This is a genomic window from Nonomuraea sp. KM88 (assembly GCF_052245635.1).
In the GTDB taxonomy this organism is placed as follows: domain Bacteria; phylum Actinomycetota; class Actinomycetes; order Streptosporangiales; family Streptosporangiaceae; genus Nonomuraea.
The window spans coordinates 343229-362292 of the sequence record NZ_JBQQCC010000004.1 but is presented as its reverse complement, the minus strand read 5'-3'; the positions used below and the strand labels follow the sequence as shown (position 1 = coordinate 362292).

Sequence of the window (19064 nt, the reverse complement as noted above, 5' to 3'; positions counted from 1 at the left end):
GGCTCCCGCCGACTCCGGAGGGAAGGGCCTCCGGGTTCTCCGGCTCATGATTCCATGATCGCCTATGGACGCAGCCGAAACGACCGTACGAAGAAGATGGCTCAAGCTCCTCGTGCCCCTTCTCGCCATCTTCCTCCTCCTCGGGGCGATGGGTCTGTACCAGCTGATGAACGCCCGGACCTTCCAGCTGGCGGGAGAGCTGACCGACCGCGTGACGACCGACGAGAAGGTCGTCGCCCTGACCTTCGACGACGGCCCCGACGAGCACACCCGCGAGATCATCGGCGTCCTCGCCGAGCAGCGCGTTCGCGCGACGTTCTTCGTCGTCGGCACCCAGGTCAAGGCCCGGCCACAGGACGCGCAGGCGCTGGTCGCCGCAGGCCATCAGCTCGCCAACCACACCTACACCCATCGGCGCATGGTCTTCGTCTCCCCCTCCACCATGGCGGGCGAGATCGAACGCACCGATGCGGCCATCCGGACGGCGGGGCAGCGCGGCGAGATCCTGTTCCGTCCGCCGACGGGCAAGAAGTTGCTGGCGCTACCGCTGTATCTGGCCGAACACCGGAGGCGCACGGTGATGTGGGACGTGGAGCCGGACTCGGGCGGGAGCCCGGGGCGTCCGAACGATGGGCGCCCTCCCCGGCCACAGCCGGGGAGGGCGCCCACGAGTGTCATCGTTTCCCGGCAGGTACGAGACCCGCGGCCGGCGGGCTTCAGGCGAGGTCGAGAATCGGGATCAGTTGCTCCTCCTCATACCTCAGGTGCGCTTCGAGCTCGTCGGCGAGCCGCTCGATCTCGGCCCGCACCTTCAGCGGATCATCACCGGAAAGGGTCTGCTTCAGCTCCTCCAGGAGCGCGGCGATGCGCTCGTGCTCCTTGGCCAGCCGCTCCAAGGTCGGAGCGAGCGAGGGATGCCCCTCGGCCAGGCCGGGGAACATCATGGTGTCCTCGCCCGTGTGGTGGTGGTGCAGCCCCTGGCAGAGGGTCAGGCAGTTGATGCGCAGTTGCACGCCCAGCCCTGGCCGTCCTGAATCGGACAGTTCCTTGCGGATCAGCGCGAGTTCGCGGCGGAAGCCGTCGTGCACGAGCTTGAGGTACGCACCGCCCGGCGGTGCGCCGGCCCGGGGCCGGCCGACCACGCGAAGCGCGACGACCGGGATGGTACGCGTCGTCTTGGCCTGGTAGCCGGCCCATCCGGGGTCGCTTTCCACCGCGCGGGCGAACGCCACGTCACGCTCGGCGCCCTCCAGGATCTCCGCCTCGACGTCGAAGATGAGAACGCCGGTCTCCACGGTGGCGCGCGGGTTGGCCTTCAGGTTGTGATACCAGGCCGGGTTGTTCGGCGCTCCCCCGGCTGAGGCGATGACCAGCGTGCGCTCACCGCCGTTGGGCAGGTAGCCGAGCGGAGTCGTGTGCGGCTTGCCCGAGCGGGCGCCCGTGGTGGTGAGCAGGAGCAGTCTCGCTCCATCGAAATAGCCGCCGACCTGACCGTTGTTGGCGCGGAACTCGCCGATGACCTGCTGGTTGAAATCCATTCTTCTCCATGGGTGCGTTCTGCCGTACGTACTGAAGGGAGAAGAAGATGGCGGGCCGCGGGCCCGCCCGGCGATCAAGCGTCAGCCGGGCTGCTCTCTGGTGCGTGGCCCAAGGCCGACCCGGCAGTCACGCAGGTCACCGTACTACACACGACGACAAGGCGGACAGCGGGAGTGGCGGGCGCGGGGTCGGAGAGCTGGTCCAGCTGCCGGGCGTGGTCGGACGATGCGGCGCTGTGCTAGGTTCTCTTTAGTCAGCCAACTAACTCAGAACTGGGGAGTCCATCGTGATCGTTGTCACGGGAGCCACCGGAAATGTCGGCCGTACACTGGTCCGGATCCTCGCCGAGCAGGGCCATGAGGTGACCGCCGCCTCCCGCCGCATCACCGATGGCGACGTGCCGCCCGGCGTCCGCGCGGTCTCCGCCGACCTCTCCCAGCCGTCCGCCGGCATGCCCTCCACAGCGGACGCGGTCTTCCTGCTCGTCGGCGGGGACCTGATGATGGGCGGCGACCCCGCTCGGGTCGTCGCTCCGTTCGCGGGTTACGGAAAGATCGTCCTGCTCTCCTCCCAGGGAGTGGCCACCCGCCCGGACTCCCTGTCCCACGGAAAGGCCTTCGCCGCCTTCGAACAGGTCGTCATGGATTCCGGCACCGGCTGGACCATCCTGCGGCCTGGCGGCTTCGCCTCCAACGCCTACGCCTGGGCCCCGTCCGTCAAGGCGACCCGCACGATCGCCGCGCCCTTCGGCGAGGTCGGCCTCCCGGTCATCGACCCCGGCGACATCGCCGCCGTGGCCGCCGCCGCCCTGACCCAACCGGGCCACACGAAGGCGATCCACGAACTGACCGGCCCGATGCCGACCACCCCGCGCCAGCGCGCGGCCGCGATCGGGGACGCCATCGGCGAGCCCGTCACCTTCATCGACCAGACCAGGGAAGAGGCCCACGCCCGGATGCTCACGTTCATGCCCGCCCCGGTGGCCGACACCACCCTCGACATTCTCGGCACCCCTACCGTCCGCGAACGCACCGTCAGCCCCGATGTCCAGAAGATCCTCGGCCGTACTCCCGCCACCTTCGCCGACTGGGCCAAGCGCAACGCCGCGGCCTTCCGCTGATGCCAGGCCCCGCGGTCAGGAGCAGTCCACCGCCCGGGCCTTCCCGGGCACCCGCTCCGCCGCTCCGCTCCGGGCAGTGGCGCCTGCCCGAGCAGCCGGGCTTCGCTCGGGAGCGCTCGGCGACGCCGCACCCCTGACGGGGACGAGCCCGCGCTCCGTACGCTGACCCGCATGGCATCACTGCGAAGAGCAAATGTGACGTCGGCGCTGGAGGCGGCTCTCACCGCCCTGAGCGCGGCGGGGGCCGACCCGACGTACCGCGTGGGCGGCACGAGCGCCGCCCTGCTGCAAGGAGTCCGGCTCCCCGTCGGAGACGTCGACCTGTTGGCGGCCCGGCGCGAGGACGTGGACACGTTCGCCGCCGCCCTCTCGCCCTTTCCCTGCCTGTACGCCCCATCGTGGCTGCCCGAGAGCTTGCAGTATTTCACCAGGTACGAGGTGAACGGGGTCCACGTGGAAATCAGCACGGTCGAGCGGGAGACCGACTCCGACGGGATGGAGTGCGTCGGCCGCGGCCCGTGGCAGCACTACGTCATGATCGCTTGTGGCGCGTACCGAGTGCCCGTGGTGCGGCTGGAGCTGCGGTTGGCGACGGAACTCCTGCGCGACCGCCCCGATCGGTACGAACCCCTCCTCGACCACCTGGCGGCGCACTCGTTCGACGCCGAACTGCTGCGAAGGGCCATGGACGCTCACGATCTCCCGCCGGAACGCCGGCATCTCGTCAACGCCCGCCTCACCGGCGTGCCCCGAGCCTGACCCCAGATCTTCCTCCGGCGGGTTCCGCCGGAAACCCGGGCCGGCCACAACCACCCTCGATCCGGCAAGCTCAGGAACGTTGCGGAGCCGGTTCAGCGGACCCGGTCGTAGACCAAGGCCATCACGCCGCGCTCGCCGGCTTCCTGGTGGGTGAGCTTCCACTTCGACGGCGGAAGGCCGTCGTCGAACAGTCGCAGCCCGCCTCCGGCGATCTCCGGGATGAGGACGAGGTACATCCGGTCGAGCAGGTCGGCCGACAGCAGCGCCTTGGTGACGCTGGGGCTGGTGTTGACGAGGATGTCGCCCTCGCCGTCGGCCTTGAGCTCGGAGACGAGATCAGCGGCGGAGGCGTTCACCACGCGGGTCCGTTCCCACGGCGCCTCGGCCAGGGTGGTCGACAAGACCACCTTCTCAGTGTCGACCAGCCACTTGGCATAGCCGCGGTCGCGCGGATCGGCGTTGTCGTCGGCCGCGACCGGCGGCCAGTACCCCATGAACCCTTCGGCGAGGACCCGGCCGAGCACGGCGGTGGTCGCGTTCTCCCGCATACGGGTCATCTGGTCGCGCGCCACGTCGGTGGTTGCGTACGAGGCGAACGCGGCGAAATCGGTGGGCCCACCGGCGCCGTGGTAGCGTCCGTCGAGGCTGATGACCAGGTTGGCGGTGACTTTGCGGCCGGCGGTCTGCTCGGTCATGTCGTGCTCCTCGTGTCGGTGTCGTGTTCGGTGCCGTCGGTGTTGCGACGATCTGCGGCGAGGGCCGCCGCGAGTCGGTCGAGGCTCTGGCCGAAGCCGATCTCGATGCCGGCGATGAAGTCCGCCGAGTCGGTGGTGCTGTCGGTGATCCGGTAATGGACCTCCAGGTCGGCGCCGGTTTCGGTGTGCCGGAGGTCGAAGTCGAGGTGGCCGGTGAAGGCGAGGCCGCCGTCGGGCAGCAGGGGGGAGAGCCGGTAGGCCAGGTGCTCGCCGGGGCGTAGGTCGTCGACGACACCCTGTGCGCGCCCGACGACCAGGTCGGAGTCGTCGAGGTCCTCGGCATCGCGGTATTCCAGGACGATCCGCCCGCCCGGTCGCGCCTCGAACACGAACTCCGAGACGCGCAGTCCGTCGGGCGCCCACCAGCGGGCGAGCGGCGATGCGTCGGTCAGATAGTGCCAGATCCGCTCGGGGCGTCCTGTCAGAGAGCGACGGAAGCGGAACGAGCGGCCGTCGGCCCATCCCGGCGCCCGTGCGGCCTGCCTCTCGGCGTGGAGGCCTACCCCGTAACGGTCATACGTCTCGCGTGGGCCTCCGCCCCGGTCCGCGGTGTCCGCGAGCCGATGCAGCACAGCCGCCAGATCCCGCAGGGGGCCGGGCTGGAGCGCGTACACGCGACGCTGGCCGGTGCGCTGAGAGACGACGACACCTGCGCGTTCGAGGGTCTGCAGGTGCTTGGTCGTCTGCGGCTGACGCGCCTCGGCGAGTTTGGCCAGGACGCCGACCGACCTAGGCCGCTCGGCCAGCAAAGTCACGAGCCGCCACCGGGCCGGGTCGGCCAGTGCGGCGATGAGTGCCTCCATGGGCGAGAAGTATTCACCCTAAAGAATATTCGTGTCAAGGAATATCTTGGCCGATCGGCGCCCGATCACTGCACCCATCCGGCCCGCCAAGGCCACCCGGACAGGGGCACAGGACAGCGTCCGGCCGGCCAGCAGGCGACGGTCGCCGGCGTCGTCGGCCGGCACCTCGTCGTGGGTTCCCCTTCCGGCCCTGCCCCTTCAAACGAAGGACGCAGGTGAACCGCACCCGGAAACAGCGTTCTTCGTCACTCACCGCAGCACCGGTTCATCGGCTTGAGGCCAGCCAGTGCGTCGAAGAAATCCCGCCGCGATATCTCGAAAGGCGAGAACTCCTCCAGATCGAGGTCTGCGTAGGTCAACCCGCCGAACTCGTCATCATCGTGCTGCTCGTCATACGCGAGGACCACTTCGTTGGCGTATACCTCGACCTGTTGGCGAGCAGTTCCGGCGCCGTCGATCGCGAGGTAGCACACCGACGTTCCCCAGCCGGCGTACCGATCCCCACGATCATCGTCCCAGGGCCGGCGAAAGTACCTCACCGCATCCATCCCGGGCCGGTCGTCGCTGCTGTCGCCCATAGATCCGTCCGCTCGCCGGCGGGCAGGAGGACGCCTTCTGCGAGACTGCAACCCGATTGACCAGAAACCTTCTGCTGATGCACTCCGCATAGTGTCCCCTCCCGCCCGCCCGATCGGCCAACGGACGGGCGCACAACGTCCGCCGCTCCTTCCTGGCCGTTCTCGAAAGGCCGGCCTCAGCGGCGCCCCGCATCCTTCGATTGCGCGGTCTGGGCTACGAACTCGTCAAGCATGCCGGCGGCATTCTCGGCCGGCACCGCGCCCGGCGTGAAGGAGGTGTGGTCCGGGAAGTCGTCGGCGAGGGTCAAGGCGACCGTCGTGGGGCATGGCGACGACTTCCAGGTCGCTGAGGATCTGCCGCAGGTGTTCGACGGCCGCCCTGGATGCCGTAGCTGACGAATCCCGCGGTCTTGCCGTTCCACTCGGCGTACAGGAAGTCGATGGCGTTCTTCAGCGCGCCGGGAACAGAGGCGTTGTACTCCGGGGTCACGAAGACGTACCCGTCGAAGGCGCTGATCTTCTGTGCCCAGGCATGGGTGTGAGGGTGGCTGTAGTGGCCGGCGCGTGGCGGGACGGGCTCGTCCAGATGGGGCAGCGCGTAGTCAGCGATGTCCACGACCTCGAAGGTCGCGTCGTCGCGGCGGGCGGCGAGATCGTGCACCCAAGCCGCGACCGCTTCGGCCTTGCGGCCCGGGCGGGTGCTGCCGACGATGATCGCCACCTTCGGCCTGCTGGTGTGTTGGGACTGGTCGGCGGCGGGCGGTTGGATCGTGGATCGCATGACGGGTTGCCTTCCGGAACGCTGGTGTACGTGTCTGGCTCGGGCCTCGAACCGCTGATCGGGATCAGGGGAAGCGGTAGGCGCCCATTTCCTGCAGCACGGTGACGGCAGGAGGCTCGTCGCACCGCTCCTCCAGGGTGGCCCTGTAGTGCTGGAAGGCCTCCACCTGCTGCAACACCCCGGGGCCGTCGGCCATCTCGGCCACGTCCACGAGGGTCACGCCGTCGTCGAGCTGAAAGGTGGCGTAGCGCAGGCCCTCTGGCCGAACCGCGTGCATGTCCTCGTAGACGGCACGCAGCAACTCCAGTTCGCGCTCCACCTGATCGGGTTTGATCTGCCAGCGGATCATCACGTGCACGACGGGCTCCTCGCATTCACTGTCGGGATCGGCTGTCACCGCGTCCTGCGGTGACCTCGATTTCGAACGACAGCTTGTATTTCAAAATACATCCTGTCAACCCAATGTTAGGATGAGGCCCATGGCCACCCGGAAGTACGAACAGCGCCTCCGCGCGGAGGCGGCGCAGGAGACCCGGCGCCGCATCCTGGACGCGGTCTACCAACGGCTGCGCGAAGCGCCATCGGAACCGGTCAGCATCGATCGCATCGCCCGCATGGCGCGCGTCGCGCGCCCTACCGTTTATCTCGTCTTCGGCTCCCGCGCCGGGCTCTTCGACGCGGTCGGCGCGGACCTGCTGCAGCGCGGCGGCTTCGACCGCATGCTCCAGGCGTCGGCCCATCCCGACGCCCGCGAGGCGCTGCGCGGCGCGATCCACACGATCGTCGAGATGTACGCGGCCCACCGGGACGTGTTGCGCGTGCTTGCGTCGATGGCGCTGCTGGACGCCGCCGCGGTAGGCGGCGCGGTGCAGCGGATGGAGCAAGGCCGCGCCGCCGGAATGGACGAGCTGGCTCAGCGCCTGGACGAGCAGGGGGTGCTGCGCCCTGACGTCACCCTCGACCAGGCCACCGACCTGCTCTGGCTGCTGACCGGCTTCGACAGCTTCGACCTGCTGCACACCGGCCGCAACCTGCCCCTCGACCAGACCGCGACGATACTCGCCACCACCGCCGAACGAAGCCTGTGCCGATGACGACGGCCTGCTGAGCAGCTCGCCGGCCGGACACGACGCCCACCGGGCGTCAATTTAGGTTGACGCTCGCCCAATCGTCAACCTAGGATGACGGCATAGAAGACGGTCCGGAGTGCCGGCGAGGAGGACGAAGCATGGCAGTGCCATCAGTGACACGAGAAGCTCTCGCAGTCGCGGTGACGGCCAATCTGCCGGTCATCCTCTGGGGTGCGCCAGGCACCGGCAAGACCTCCGCGGTGACCGCGCTCGGCGCGGCCGTCGGCCTGCCCGTCGAGGTGGTGGTCGGCTCGATCCGCGAGCCCAGCGACTTCTCCGGGCTGCCGGTGCTGCGTGACGGCAGCACCTGGTTCGCGCCGCCGCGATGGGCCGAGCGGCTCGCCGCCGAGAGCGCCGGCCTGCTGTTCCTCGACGAGCTGACCACCGCGCCGCCGGCCGTGCAGGCCGCCATGCTGCGGGTGGTGCTGGAGCGCACGGTCGGCGACCTCGTGCTGCCGGACGAGGTGCGGATCGTGGCCGCGGCCAACCCGCCGGACCAGGCCGCCGACGGCTGGGACCTGTCCGCGCCGCTGGCCAACCGGCTCATCCACCTGAACTGGACCGTCTCGGCCGACGACATCGCCGAGGGTTTCGCCGGCGGCTTCCCCGTGCCGGAGTTCGACGTGAAGGACACGGCCGGGCCCGCCGAGGTGGCCGGCGCGCGGGCGCTGGTGGGGGCGTTCCTGCGGGTACGGCCGGAACTCGTGTTGGCGGTGCCGGACAGCCCCGACCGGGCGGGCCGCGGCTGGCCCAGCCCGCGAAGCTGGGAGATGGCCGCCCGCGCGGCCGCCGCGTGCGACCACATGGGCTCCGGCGAGCCGGTCCTGGCCGAGTTGGTGCTCGGCGCGGTCGGCGAGGCGGCCGGGTTCGAACTGCTCTCCTGGCGCCGCAACCTTGACCTGCCCGATCCGGAGACCCTGCTGAACGACCCCCAGGCCCGCTTGCCCGAACGCCTCGACCGGCTGCACGCCCTGCTCGGCGCGGTGGTGGCGTACGTGCACTCGGACGGCACGGCCGGCACCTGGGAGCGGGCGTGGGCGGTGGTGGCCCGGGTCGCGCGCACCGCGCCGGACGTGGCGGCGACCGCGGCCCGGTCGCTGGCCCGCTCCCGGCCCGAAGGCGCGACCCTGCCCAAGACGATGCTCGGACTCGCGCCGGTGCTGCGCTCGGCGGGGCTCATGCGATGAGCGCCGACGACCCCCGCGCCCCCGCCTACGAGGAGGCGGTGGGCGCCCGGATCGCCGCCGCACGGCTGTGGGCGGCGCACCAGGCGCCGTACCTCGCGTCGGCCGTCTTCGCCCTCAACCCGGTCATCCTGGAACCGGCCCTGGACGAGGACACCGGCGCGCCCATCGCCGACCAGGAGTTCCGCGCCTTTCCCGCCGACACCCGATGGAACCTGTACGTGGAACCGGGCACCGCGCTGGCCACCCCGGTCGAGGAGGTCGGCTGGTGGATGCTGCACCAGGTGGGCCATCTGGTGCGTGGCCACGCGGCCCGCTCGCCGGTGCGGCCGCAGCCGGGCCAGGAGGTGAGCCACGCCGCGGGCGCGGTCCGCGACGAGGAGGCCCACCGCTGGAACCAGGCCGCCGACGCCGAGATCAACGACGACCTGGAGGCCGAGGACCTGCGCGCCCCGGCGGGCGTGGTGTCGCCCGCCGAGCTGGGCCTTCCGGTCAACCGCACCGCCGAGGAATACGTGCCGATGCTCGACGTGCTGACCCAGGCTATGGGCCGCGGCGGGCGGGCGCTGGCAGAGGCGATCGACTGCGGCGGCGCGGTGGACGGCCGGGAGCGCACCTACGAGGACAGCGGCTCCGGCGAAGGGCTCACCCAGCTCGACAGGGAACTGCTCGAACGCTCCATCGCGGCGGGCATCCAGGACCGGATCAGCGCGCGCAGCGAGGTGCCGTCGGGGTGGCGCCGCTGGGCCGAGGAGCGCCTGCGCCCCTCGGTGAACTGGCGGGCCCGCCTGGGCGCGACGATCCGGCGCGGGGTGAGCGCGGTGGCCGGGCAGGTCGACTTCAGCTATCGCCGCCCGTCGCGCCGCGCCGGCGCCTACACCGACATCGTGCCGCCGTCGATGGTGCGCGCGGTCCCGGACACCGTGCTGGTGATCGACACCTCCGGCAGCGTCACCGACGACGTGCTGAACCGGCTGCTCGCCGAGGTGACCGGGATCATCGAGGGCGTGGCCGGGCCGAACCGGCGGCTGCGGGCGTTCTGCTGCGACGTCCACCCCCATCCCGTCCAGGTGGTGCGCCGGGCGAGCGACATCGAACTGGCCGGTGGCGGCGGCACCGACATGCGGGCCGGCATCGCCGCGGCGATGGCGCTGCGGCCCCGTCCCGACCTGGTCATCGTGCTGACCGACGGCGAGACGCCGTGGCCCGAGCAGCGCCCTGCGGCGCATGTGGTGATCTGCCTGATCGGCGACGGCGGGCACGCGCCCGACTGGGCGTCCGTGGCCCGCCTCCCGGCGGACCCGCCGCGTCGGGCGCCGGCGAAAGGAGAGTCATGACGACGAGCTACGTCGAGGAGCCGAGCCCCGAGCCGCTGCACGAGTGGAGGGAACGCGGTTTCACCATCGCCGACGCCCGGCAGTGGATCGAGGACGGCTTCTCGATCAACGACGCCGAGCGGTGGCGCAAGGCCGGTGTCTACACAGCGGCCGATGCGCGGCCCTGGCGCACCGCCGGAGCCACCCCGTACACCGTGGATCTGTGGCTGCGGGCCGGCATGACGCCGCGGGACGCGGTGCGGTGGCGCGAACTGGGCTATCCGCCCGAGGAGGCGGCGGACCGGCACCTCGCCGGGGAACTCCCGCACCCGCGCGGCCGGCTGTGGCGGCTGCTGCACCGGCGCGAGAAGCCGGGCGACGCGTTCGCCGACGAGGAGCGCTCCGGCAGCATGCGGGAACTGCTGCGGGCGGGCGTCCCGGCGGGCCAGGCACGCGCCTACGTGGAGGCGGGCTGGACGGGCGCCGACGCGGTGGAGTGGGCGAAACACGGCATCGAGGCGGGACAGGCACGGGTCTTCGGAGCGCTCGGCCTGTCCGCCCGCGAGGCCGAACGGGTGCTCGCCTCGGGGCAGGACGCTACTTCCCTGATGACCGAGTTCTGGCGCGCCGGGGTGCCGATCGAGGAGGTGGCGGCCTGGCGCGCGGCGGGTTTCACCGCCGGGGAGGCGGCCCGGATGCGGGCCGAGGGCACCGACGTCGAACAGGCCAAGGTGCTGCGGGCGTTGGCCGAGGGCGACGAGCCCTGACCGAGCGGGACCGGAAGGGGGCAGCCACGCATCAGGAGCCGGCCTCGTCCCGGCGTCTCTACCGCGGCTTCGACCGGATCACCACCGCAGGACCCCGACCGCGCCGACCGGCGCGCTCCGGCGGAGACGGCCCGCCCGCACCCTGGGCTACCAGCTCGTCCTGGACTACAGGCAAGACCGGCGCCGTCAAGCCGACCGTCCTCCTGGCCGCCCAACGATCCGAAGACCTCAGAAGTGTGTTGCGACAGCGAACCTTCTCTTGTGTCTGGGATGCCTCACCGGGAGATCAGGATCAGCCGGACTCCGCGAGCAGATGTACGACACCGGCCGGATTCTTGATCCAGTGGGTTCTGGAATCGAGGTTATCGAGGGGCTCCACCTCGTCACACGGGTGGATACCGATGCCGGCCAGTCTGCTCGTCGCCGCGTCCAGGTCATCGGTGTGGAGCTGCAGCCACAGGTCGGGCTGGCTGTAGTTGTCGACGCAGTCGAGCCACAGCGTATTGGGACCGAACCGCACCGAATGAGTTCTCGAGACGGTCGGAGCGTAGGAGACGTCGTCCTCCTTGACGTCGAAGCCCAGAGTGTCGCGGTAGAAGGCCACGGTGGCCTCGTACTGTGCCTTGGGGATCTTCATGGCGATGTTCAGGCCGGCCGTGAATTCGGGCTTGCTCATCGTTAGGTGACTCCTTGGTTCGGGTCAGTGGCGTCCAGTGCACGTTCCAGCGCAGCCAGCCGGTCATCCCACCGGTTGGCGAGCCTGGCCAGCCAGACCTGGGCCGTACGAATAGCGGCTGGCTCCAACCGGTAGGGGTGGCGGCGGCCGACCGGTTCGCCGGCGCTGATCAGGCCGGCTTCGGCGAGCTGGCCGAGGTGCTTGGCGACCGCCTGGCGGCTGACCGGCAACCGCCGCGCCAGATCAGTGACGGTTGCGGGACCCGCGCGGGCGAGCTCCTCCAGCAGCGCCCGCCGCGTCGGATCGGTGAGCGCCGCGAACACCGCAACGGCCCGCCCTTCTGCATCAGGCTGCCGCATCGAGGTAGGTCTCCAGGTCGACGAGCTCCGTGTCCCATCCTTGGCTGTTGGCCTTGTGGGCGGACCGGGCCACGTCGTCGGCGGCTTGGGCGAATCCACTCTCCACGAGGCGCAGCCGAGTGCCGTCCGCCACCGGCTCCAGGGTGAAGTCCACAAGCGTCTGGGGTGCGTCATCCTCCGGCAGGCCCTCGATTCCCCACCTGAACGCGAAACGGCGTGGTGGGTCGACCACCGCGATCGTCGCGACGGATTCCTCCCCGAGCTCGTCCCAGCGGAAGAACGCTCGCCCGCCGGGCCGCAGATCTATCTCCGCTACCGAGCCGAACCATCGCGAGAGCCCTTCCGCGGTGGTCAGCGCGGCCCACACCCGCTCGATGGGGTGCCGCAGCATCGCCACACGTTCGATCGCGTCCGAAACCATGCCCCGCCCTCCTTCGCAACCTGTAGGTTGCCATCAATCGGCAACCTACAGGTTGCAATCGTTGCCCACAAGCCCCGGCTCGAAGGGCGGCTTACTACGCACCGCGAATGCGGCACCCCTCATCAGCCTGGACGGCCACCTGCACGACCGGCCCGGACGGCGACTCGAGCGACAGGCGTCACCCATGCCCAACGGAATGGGGCGGCTCCCGGCCGGCATGGAAGTTCAACCGGTTCAGCCGGGAAGCAGGCTGCCGCCCTGGCAGCCGCCGCAACCGTGACCGACAAGATCGGACTGGAGTTCGGCGTGCTCAGCCTTCCGCTGCGCCCAACCGCTTGGATCGCCGCGCAGATACAGACCCTTCAGCACCTGTCAGGCAACCGGGTCACCCTTGGCGTCGGGATCGGAGGCTTCCCCGGCTCGCCGTTCTGGCGTGCGGTCGGGGCGCCACTGCAGGGCCGCGGCCGCCGGGCCGAAGAAGCGCTGCAAGCGTTGCCCGGCCTCATTCGCGGCGAGGCGACCCCGCTGGGCGAGGAGGACATCACCCTCGGCCCCGCCGCCCCGGTCCCGCCCATCCTCGTCGGCGGGAACTCCGAGGCGGCGATGCACCGCGCCGTCCGCCACGGTGACGGCTGGGCACCCTCCTTGATCAGCCCCGCGGCCCTGGCCGAGAAGGTGGTACGCCTACGCGAGATCGCCCATGAACTCGGACGACCGGTCCCGTCGATCGCCGTGGGAGGGCATGCGATCCTCGTCGACAACGCGGCTGCCGTCGAATCCTTCACCCGCGACCTGGTGGATGTGCACGGCATGACGCCGGAGGAAGCGCAAGCCATACCGGTCACCGGCAGCCCGGCCCAAGTGGTGGAACGCCTCCACGCCTACTCGGAGGCCGGCGCCGACATGGTCGGGGGCAGCCTCGACTGCGGAGACTGGACTCGGCAGGCAGAGGCGCTCGCAGAGGCCAGAGCGCAGCTGAGCCACCGGCCCCTCACCTCCAACGGTGACCTCAGCGGCATCCGCGAGGCAGCCGAACGTTTCTCCGCCGCCGGCCCCGCGCCGGTCCACCTGCGCATGGACCCGCAGGTAGCCGTCCCGGCCGAGACCGCGGTCCTGGCCTACCGGATCGTCATCGAAGGACTCACCAACGTCCGGCGGCACGCTCCCCAGGCCAGCCGCGTCGACCTGGGCATCAGCGCCGGAGAAGGTCTACTGGAGATCATGATGACCAACGACGGCGTGACACGAGCGCGAAGTGGCCGGCGCGGCGGGTCCGGCCTGCCCGGCCTGACCGCGCTTGCCCAGGCGCAGGGTGGTGAACTGGTCACGCGGGCCGTACCGGATGGGTGGTCGCTGACCGCGCGCCTGCCACCCGCCTGATCGCGGTGCTCAGACGATCCCGTCACTTCAGTCCAGCCGTTTCAAGAACGGCCCTGGGTGGGGTGTTCACGAGAGTGGATGATCTGGCGGAATAGGCGCGTCCGAAGATCGCTTCCCGCGCGAGGGTTGATCGTTTCCCAGACTCGGATGGACGGTATGTAGGAGCATCCTTCGGACGCCTTCTGAGCAAAGGCTGGCTGGGTCACCTCTATGTTTGCCGTCATGGACGCTGACGAGCTTGCACAACAATTCCGCACTGGCGACGGGTTGATCCCGCCGCGGCTGGTCTCGTTGATGATCGATCACGGCCACGTGGAGAAGGTGCGGCGGCAGGCCGGCGAGGACTGGAACTGCGCGAAGGGGTGGGCGCGGATGCTGATCGAACAGGGGCAGCGAGACGCCGCCCTGCAGGTGCTGGCCCCGTTCGTCGATACCGGCTGGTGGATCGCGGCTTCCACGGCCGTCGACATCCTCGAGGGCGGGGCACGTCCGGAGGAGGCGATCGCCTTGATCCGCCCGTACACGGAGGCTGCGAATTTTTTCGCCATGTTCCATCTGGCGAGGCTGCTGGCCCGGAACGACCGCAGCGATGAGGCGTTCGAGCTGCTGCGCCCGCACATCGAGCGGGTGGACGTCGCGTCTGTGCTCGTCGAGGTGACCGCCGGCCTGGGCCGGGATGAGGAGGTGGCCGCGCTCCTACAGGCGCGCATCGACGCTGCTCGGGACCGCCCCCACTGCATGCGATACGTCGAGCCTTCAAACGCTGTGCACCTGCTGGCCGTGGTTAGGGAGCGGCAGGGGCGAGTCGACGATGCGGTGGCCCTGATGCGCACCTCTGAATTGACATCCAATTATGGCCCCGACGAGCTCGCCGATTTGCTCGCCAGACACGGCAGACAGGACGAGCTCCGGGCATACGCGGCTGAGAAGGGCAGTCTGACGGCGGCTGAGTGCCTGGCCCAATTTCTGGAAGAGCGCGGAGAGGTGGAAGCGGCCATCGAGGTGCTCCGGCCGCTCGTCAGGAGTGGTTCACCGGGCCCGGCAGAGGCGCTCGCCAACTTGCTGGCCCGCAACGGCAGAGTCGACGAGGCGATCGAGATGCTGCGCCCGGTGCCCTATTCCATTACCGACGACTACGAACACCGCGACTACTTCGCCGAACGGTTGTATACGTGGCTGGCCGACCAGGGCCGCGTCGAGGAGGCCCTCGCGATCATCGACGATTTCGCCGTACAGGAGGGCGGCATGTCTCTTCACCTGTTGCGTCAGCGTGTTCGGTTGCTGTCCGATTCCGGTCGCACGGATCAGGCGATCACGGAGTTGCGCGTCCATCCGGAGTCCGGCTGCTGGGACGGTGCAGAGCTCCTGGCTGACCTGCTGGTACGTGCCGGTCGCCTGGAGGATGCCATCGAGGTCTTGCAGCCGGTGAGTGGCGACGGCGATGGGAGCAATCAGAACCTCTTAGAGGAACTGCTCATCCGTCAGGGACGTGTTGAGGAGGCTGTCGCCGTCCTGCGCACCCGATGGCGGCAAGCGTGAACGAGACGGGTCTGGTCACCGTCCGGTGAGCCGGGTCCTCCGCGCTGACGTTGCCCGCGTTGCGGCGGCCCAGGAGTCATGTGATCTTCGTCAACGCCTCGCCGGGATGACCGGTGTCCCCCGCTGGTCGGCGTTCGTCGGCAGCAAGGCGGCGCTGCGGGAGTTGGCCGATTCTCTGCGTGAGGAGGAGGCCCCCATGGGATAAGTGTCACCACGGTCCATCCCGCAGCGACCGCGACAGGCCTGCTGGGGGAGGTCAGGAGTGCCTTCGGGTGCCCGTATGACCCGAGCTGTGCATCCGCCGCAGACGCTGGCGGTATGATCGTCTGGGTGCTGAGCGCGCTCACCGTCGCCGCCCGCACCCGCTCGACACTCGGCTCCTTCCCGCAACTGGCGCTCGGCCTCGTCCTCGACACCCCGCACAAACGCATCGGCGCCAACGCCATCACCACCCTTAAACCCCTGCCCACCCTCGGCTTCCCCGCAGCATTCGCCGTCGTCGACCGCGCCTACACCGACCAGCAACCCGTCCATTTCGCCCAACCCGCACGCGAGCTCGGCTACCGACTCGCGCTCGACTACAAAGTGGACCAGCGGGGAGTGCAGGGCAGCGTCCACGGCGCGCTGCTCATCGACGGCTCCCTGGCCTGCCCGCTGATGCCCGCCAAGCTCGCACAGGCCACTACTGGCCTGGATGACACCGCCATCCGCGCGCCATCGGAAGAACTCACCGCGCTGATCAGCACGCGAGAGCCGTACTTGCTGCGTCTCAAACAGAGCCCGAACGCAGACGGCGCCAGCCGTTTCCAGTGCCCAGCAGCGGGCATCTCCCCGTCGCTCACCTGCCCCCGCTTCGACCGCCTCCACCAGCGCGGCCCCAGCCGACCTATCGCAGTTGACCTGACCGACGCCCGGCAGCGAGCCGCCCACCCTGCGGCCAAACCCGGCGTCCTGCCCCCAACCCCCGACCACAAGACCGGCGAACTGCCGAAGATCTGCCACCAGCACACCATCACCATGCGCCCCGGCGACCTTGGCCACCTCGCCAAGTTCCGTCAGGATCTGCCTTACCTCAGCCCCTCGTGCCGGGGGACGTACTCCACGGTCAGGGCCATGACGGAGGGGCTGAACGGCCGTCTCAAGCGCCACGACCTCGACCTGAGTGACCCGAAGAGCCGGCTCGCTCACGGCCGCATCGCCCAGACCATCCTGGTCGCCCTGCTCGTCGCCGTCGCCAACGACCACTTCCTCGACGCCTGGCGCCACACCCACCAGCCCTCCAACGAGCCCGGCGCATCCGCCGAGACCTTCGAGATCCCAGCAGAGCACCTCGACCGCTCGCCACTCACGGGCCGGAGTCGGCCACCACCCATCCCATAACGCGCAATTCAGATCACCTTGTCGCAGCACCCAGCCCGGAGCCGCATCGCCACGCCCAGCGACGCGAACCCAGTCCTCCACCAGCGACCAGACACGACCCGGGCCTTCCCGGACACACGCTCCGCGGCTCCCAAACCAGGACGAACCCGATTCGGAAACTCCTGAAACGACAAGATCCCGCCCGATCTCGATGATCAGACGGGATCCCGTCGACTTCAGCCCAGCCGTTTCAAGAACGGCCCTGGGTGGGGTGTTCACGAGTGGGCCCGACCTGGCGAGTGCTGGAGATCTGAAGATCGCTTCCCGGACTCTGGTTGATCGTTTCCCAGGGTTGCGCCATGGCGCCCGAGACCGGGCTGAGCGAGCCGACCGTATCGACCACGACCTGGACCTAGCGCGGTCATCGGCGCCCTGCACGCGGCCCAACTCCACCGACGGTTTCGGCAGCTGCCTGGCCGGCGCCATCTTCGCCATGCTGCTCGGTCCGACCGGCACAATCCCGGGCGGCCTATTCTGGTCCCGCTCCACCACCTGACCCAGCCACGGAGAACGCGGCTCTTGTGCGGGGATCCCGGAAGAGGAGGGCCAGGCTGGCCAGGTGGAAGAGGAGAAGGGTGAGGCCGACGGTCGATACCGCTGGCACGTGCCACCAGGGTGTGATGATTCCCGTGCCCACGTAATTGTGGAAGTAACTTGTGTCGCTGTAATGCAGGGCAGAGTCCAGCAGACCGCCCGCGTAGGGAATTCCGATGAGACCGGCGAGCAAACCGGCCGCCAGCCGTTCCCGGGCGTGGTGCCGCCAAAGGATCAGGCCCGCTACCACGACAGGGGCCGCGGTGATCCCGAAAAACTCGACGTGGACCTCCATATCCTGGAGGAATAGATAGGGGAGGAAATCGGGTTCGCCGCGTTCGATGGCCAGACCGACCACGGCGCCGGGATAGTTCGCCAGGGCGTAGATCAGTAACAACGCGGGGGTGAGCAGCATCAGCAAGGCCGCCTGGCGGAGCGGGCTCATCCACAGGGGCGCGGGGCCCGCCCCGGCGGGCCACTTCTGGTGAACGGTCCACCATTCCACTCCCTGCCTACCGGTCAGCAGAATGAGACCCCATACCTGTGCGACCGCACCGGCCAGGACCAGGAGCCCGCGGAGCGGGGCGTACCAACCGGGCAGCTCCAGGTTGATGAGGTGACTTTCTTGTCCGCCGTCGGACACGAGCAGGAGTCCCGACGGCTCCATGGCGAATACCTGCCAGAGCATGGCCACATAGACAGCGGTCAGCCCGGTGGCGGCCGCGAACAGAAAGGTGGGCCGCCGCGTGCCACGCCGCACCTGCCACGCCAGCACCCCGAACACGACGGTGGCCGCCGCAGTGAATATGCCAAGGCCGAGCAATTGGTCGCGGAACTCCTTATCGGATTGGCTCGCCGCGGAACGCCACATCGCCGCCGAAATCTCCTGCGGATTCTCGTAGTGCGGCAAACTGAGCGAGCTCTGCGCCTGGGCAAGCAACGTGATCAGCACCAGCGCGATCCCGGCCGGAGCCGGGGAAAGCAGCAGGGCGGTCGCTTTCCTGATCCTTCCTGGGACGGCCTCCATGTGATCTTCGACGCGCCTGAACTCCGCGACGTTCCCAGGATCCCCTGCTCTGGCCGCCCGCTCTCACCGTCGCCACCGAGCTCATCCTCTGAACGCCTGTGACAAGGTCAAACTCGTACACCACTTCCGCGGACGCAACCGGCGGCCAGATCACCTTGACAGAGGCGGCTGACATTTCCGCGGGGTTGGGCTCGGCTCAGTAAGCGTCGACGTTGACTGGCGCGGACAGATCTTGAGTGCGGTAGTGACTGCCAGTGTTTCGCCGTTTACAGTGTGGAGTTGTTGGGCTGCATGGCGTGAATGCGGCAGGCGGGTACGGCTGCTTCTCCCGTGGGAGGCGATGGTGACGTCACTGTTGGAACGCGTGGCCCAGGCCGAGACGGCTGCGCTACGGCAGGCCGAGGACTTGCGGGCGCAACTGGCCGCGGTCGAGGAACGACTGCAGCGTCTGGCCATCACGCGCGAGACGCTGACAGAGTTCACCGGCGGTCACCTCAGCGACGCCGACATGGCTGAAGGTGACGGCGTGGTCGTCGAGGAGGAACCACCCGCCCCGGCTCGCCTCGGCCCTGAAGTCGAGCACGCACAGCTACCGCCGCTGCGGGGGTTCAGGCAGCAGGTGGTGGCGCTGCTGGCTACGGCCGATGAGCCGATGCGGGCACGGGAGATCGTGCAGGCGATCGGCAAGCCGGACACCCGCTCCCAGGTCGAGGGGATGCGTTCGCGGTTGCAGCGACTGGTGACTGATGGGTGGCTTTGCCGGGAAGCCGATGGGCTTTACGCGATCGCCGCCGGGATCAACGGCTACGCACCGACCGGGGAGGCCGATTTGACCATCCGTCCCTGATCACGGCCATGCCGTGCATGAGCAGGGTGCCGCCGAGGTTGCGTCTCGGCGGCACCCGAGGTTGCGTGAGCGACCAGCAGGTCTAACCGACAGTGGCTCCCGCATTCCCGAGAGTAACCCGGATGGGTTC

The 19064-nt window shown here is 69.4% G+C and carries 21 protein-coding genes and 1 pseudogene; 11 read left to right on the top strand and 11 right to left on the bottom strand.

The window, feature by feature from the left end; all coding sequences use genetic code 11:
- Positions 1-64 precede the first annotated feature (64 nt).
- A pseudogene (locus tag ACTWPV_RS15090) lies at positions 65-472 on the top strand (polysaccharide deacetylase family protein); the annotation flags it as partial.
- 244 nt (positions 473-716) lie between these two features.
- Here the strand turns inward: ACTWPV_RS15090 and ACTWPV_RS15085 are convergent.
- Positions 717-1538, bottom strand: coding sequence for a nitroreductase/quinone reductase family protein (locus ACTWPV_RS15085; protein ID WP_443152231.1), 822 nt, complete (start codon positions 1536-1538; stop codon positions 717-719).
- Between the two features lie 287 nt (positions 1539-1825).
- On the opposite strand from ACTWPV_RS15085, the gene ACTWPV_RS15080 reads away from it, so the two are divergent.
- Both ACTWPV_RS15080 and ACTWPV_RS15075 read left to right on the top strand, forming a co-directional pair.
- On the top strand, positions 1826-2659 hold the full coding sequence (locus tag ACTWPV_RS15080; RefSeq protein WP_443152230.1) for an SDR family oxidoreductase: 834 nt from the start codon (positions 1826-1828) through the stop codon (positions 2657-2659).
- A 171-nt stretch (positions 2660-2830) separates the two neighbouring features.
- Positions 2831-3418 (top strand): hypothetical protein, encoded by a 588-nt coding sequence (locus ACTWPV_RS15075; protein ID WP_443152229.1) that lies wholly within the window; start codon positions 2831-2833, stop codon positions 3416-3418.
- A gap of 92 nt (positions 3419-3510) precedes the next feature.
- Here the strand turns inward: ACTWPV_RS15075 and ACTWPV_RS15070 are convergent, their stop codons facing one another.
- From ACTWPV_RS15070 to ACTWPV_RS15045, 6 genes are all read right to left on the bottom strand, one after another.
- Complete coding sequence (locus tag ACTWPV_RS15070; protein ID WP_443152228.1) at positions 3511-4113, bottom strand: dihydrofolate reductase family protein; 603 nt, start codon at positions 4111-4113, stop codon at positions 3511-3513.
- Complete coding sequence (locus ACTWPV_RS15065; protein ID WP_443152227.1) at positions 4110-4976, bottom strand: metalloregulator ArsR/SmtB family transcription factor; 867 nt, start codon at positions 4974-4976, stop codon at positions 4110-4112. Before ACTWPV_RS15065 ends, ACTWPV_RS15070 begins: the two co-directional genes overlap by 4 nt.
- A 245-nt stretch (positions 4977-5221) precedes the next feature.
- Positions 5222-5554 (bottom strand): hypothetical protein, encoded by a 333-nt coding sequence (locus ACTWPV_RS15060; RefSeq protein ID WP_443152226.1) that lies wholly within the window; start codon positions 5552-5554, stop codon positions 5222-5224.
- A gap of 176 nt (positions 5555-5730) precedes the next feature.
- Positions 5731-5862 (bottom strand): hypothetical protein, encoded by a 132-nt coding sequence (locus tag ACTWPV_RS15055; RefSeq protein ID WP_443152225.1) that lies wholly within the window; start codon positions 5860-5862, stop codon positions 5731-5733.
- On the bottom strand, positions 5859-6335 hold the full coding sequence (locus tag ACTWPV_RS15050) for an NADPH-dependent FMN reductase (protein ID WP_443152224.1): 477 nt from the start codon (positions 6333-6335) through the stop codon (positions 5859-5861). The genes ACTWPV_RS15055 and ACTWPV_RS15050 overlap by 4 nt, the downstream gene beginning before the upstream one ends.
- Positions 6336-6399: 64 nt before the next feature.
- Positions 6400-6693: a hypothetical protein gene (locus ACTWPV_RS15045; protein ID WP_443152223.1), complete on the bottom strand. Its 294-nt coding sequence runs from the start codon at positions 6691-6693 to the stop codon at positions 6400-6402.
- Positions 6694-6814: 121 nt separating this feature from the next.
- On the opposite strand from ACTWPV_RS15045, the gene ACTWPV_RS15040 reads away from it, so the two are divergent.
- The 4 genes from ACTWPV_RS15040 to ACTWPV_RS15025 all read left to right on the top strand — a co-directional run bounded on the left by ACTWPV_RS15040 (position 6815) and on the right by ACTWPV_RS15025 (position 10732).
- Positions 6815-7429 (top strand): TetR/AcrR family transcriptional regulator, encoded by a 615-nt coding sequence (locus ACTWPV_RS15040; protein WP_443152222.1) that lies wholly within the window; start codon positions 6815-6817, stop codon positions 7427-7429.
- Between the two features lie 134 nt (positions 7430-7563).
- Positions 7564-8652 (top strand): AAA family ATPase, encoded by a 1089-nt coding sequence (locus ACTWPV_RS15035; protein ID WP_443152221.1) that lies wholly within the window; start codon positions 7564-7566, stop codon positions 8650-8652.
- Entirely contained in the window at positions 8649-9986 is a 1338-nt protein-coding gene (locus ACTWPV_RS15030; protein ID WP_443152220.1) for a vWA domain-containing protein, read from the top strand. The genes ACTWPV_RS15035 and ACTWPV_RS15030 overlap by 4 nt, the downstream gene beginning before the upstream one ends.
- Positions 9983-10732, top strand: coding sequence for a hypothetical protein (locus ACTWPV_RS15025; RefSeq protein WP_443152219.1), 750 nt, complete (start codon positions 9983-9985; stop codon positions 10730-10732). The genes ACTWPV_RS15030 and ACTWPV_RS15025 overlap by 4 nt, the downstream gene beginning before the upstream one ends.
- A 292-nt stretch (positions 10733-11024) precedes the next feature.
- Here the strand turns inward: ACTWPV_RS15025 and ACTWPV_RS15020 are convergent, their stop codons facing one another.
- Genes ACTWPV_RS15020 through ACTWPV_RS15010 form a run of 3 tightly spaced genes read right to left on the bottom strand, consistent with a single transcriptional unit; the run spans position 11025 to position 12188 of the window.
- Entirely contained in the window at positions 11025-11408 is a 384-nt protein-coding gene (locus ACTWPV_RS15020; RefSeq protein ID WP_347650848.1) for a VOC family protein, read from the bottom strand.
- A 2-nt stretch (positions 11409-11410) separates the two neighbouring features.
- A complete protein-coding gene (locus tag ACTWPV_RS15015) occupies positions 11411-11767 on the bottom strand; it encodes an ArsR/SmtB family transcription factor (protein ID WP_347650849.1) in 357 nt (118 codons plus the stop codon).
- A complete protein-coding gene (locus ACTWPV_RS15010; RefSeq protein ID WP_347650850.1) occupies positions 11754-12188 on the bottom strand; it encodes an SRPBCC domain-containing protein in 435 nt (144 codons plus the stop codon). Before ACTWPV_RS15010 ends, ACTWPV_RS15015 begins: the two co-directional genes overlap by 14 nt.
- Here ACTWPV_RS15010 and ACTWPV_RS15005 point away from each other — a divergent pair.
- From ACTWPV_RS15005 to ACTWPV_RS14995, 3 genes are all read left to right on the top strand, one after another.
- A complete protein-coding gene (locus ACTWPV_RS15005) occupies positions 12147-13568 on the top strand; it encodes an LLM class flavin-dependent oxidoreductase (RefSeq protein WP_443152218.1) in 1422 nt (473 codons plus the stop codon). The two genes, ACTWPV_RS15010 and ACTWPV_RS15005, sit on opposite strands and share 42 nt — an antisense overlap.
- Before the next feature lie 222 nt (positions 13569-13790).
- Positions 13791-15107: a tetratricopeptide repeat protein gene (locus ACTWPV_RS15000; protein WP_443152217.1), complete on the top strand. Its 1317-nt coding sequence runs from the start codon at positions 13791-13793 to the stop codon at positions 15105-15107.
- 318 nt (positions 15108-15425) lie between these two features.
- Positions 15426-16487 (top strand): hypothetical protein, encoded by a 1062-nt coding sequence (locus ACTWPV_RS14995; protein WP_443152216.1) that lies wholly within the window; start codon positions 15426-15428, stop codon positions 16485-16487.
- A 508-nt stretch (positions 16488-16995) separates the two neighbouring features.
- Here the strand turns inward: ACTWPV_RS14995 and ACTWPV_RS14990 are convergent.
- Positions 16996-18012, bottom strand: a complete 1017-nt coding sequence (locus ACTWPV_RS14990; RefSeq protein ID WP_443152215.1) for a hypothetical protein — start codon at positions 18010-18012, stop codon at positions 16996-16998.
- A 415-nt stretch (positions 18013-18427) separates the two neighbouring features.
- Here ACTWPV_RS14990 and ACTWPV_RS14985 point away from each other — a divergent pair, with 415 nt between their 5' ends.
- The gene (locus ACTWPV_RS14985; protein ID WP_443152214.1) at positions 18428-18934 is read left to right on the top strand and encodes a hypothetical protein; all 507 of its coding nucleotides are present in this window, start codon (positions 18428-18430) and stop codon (positions 18932-18934) included.
- Positions 18935-19064: the final 130 nt, after the last annotated feature.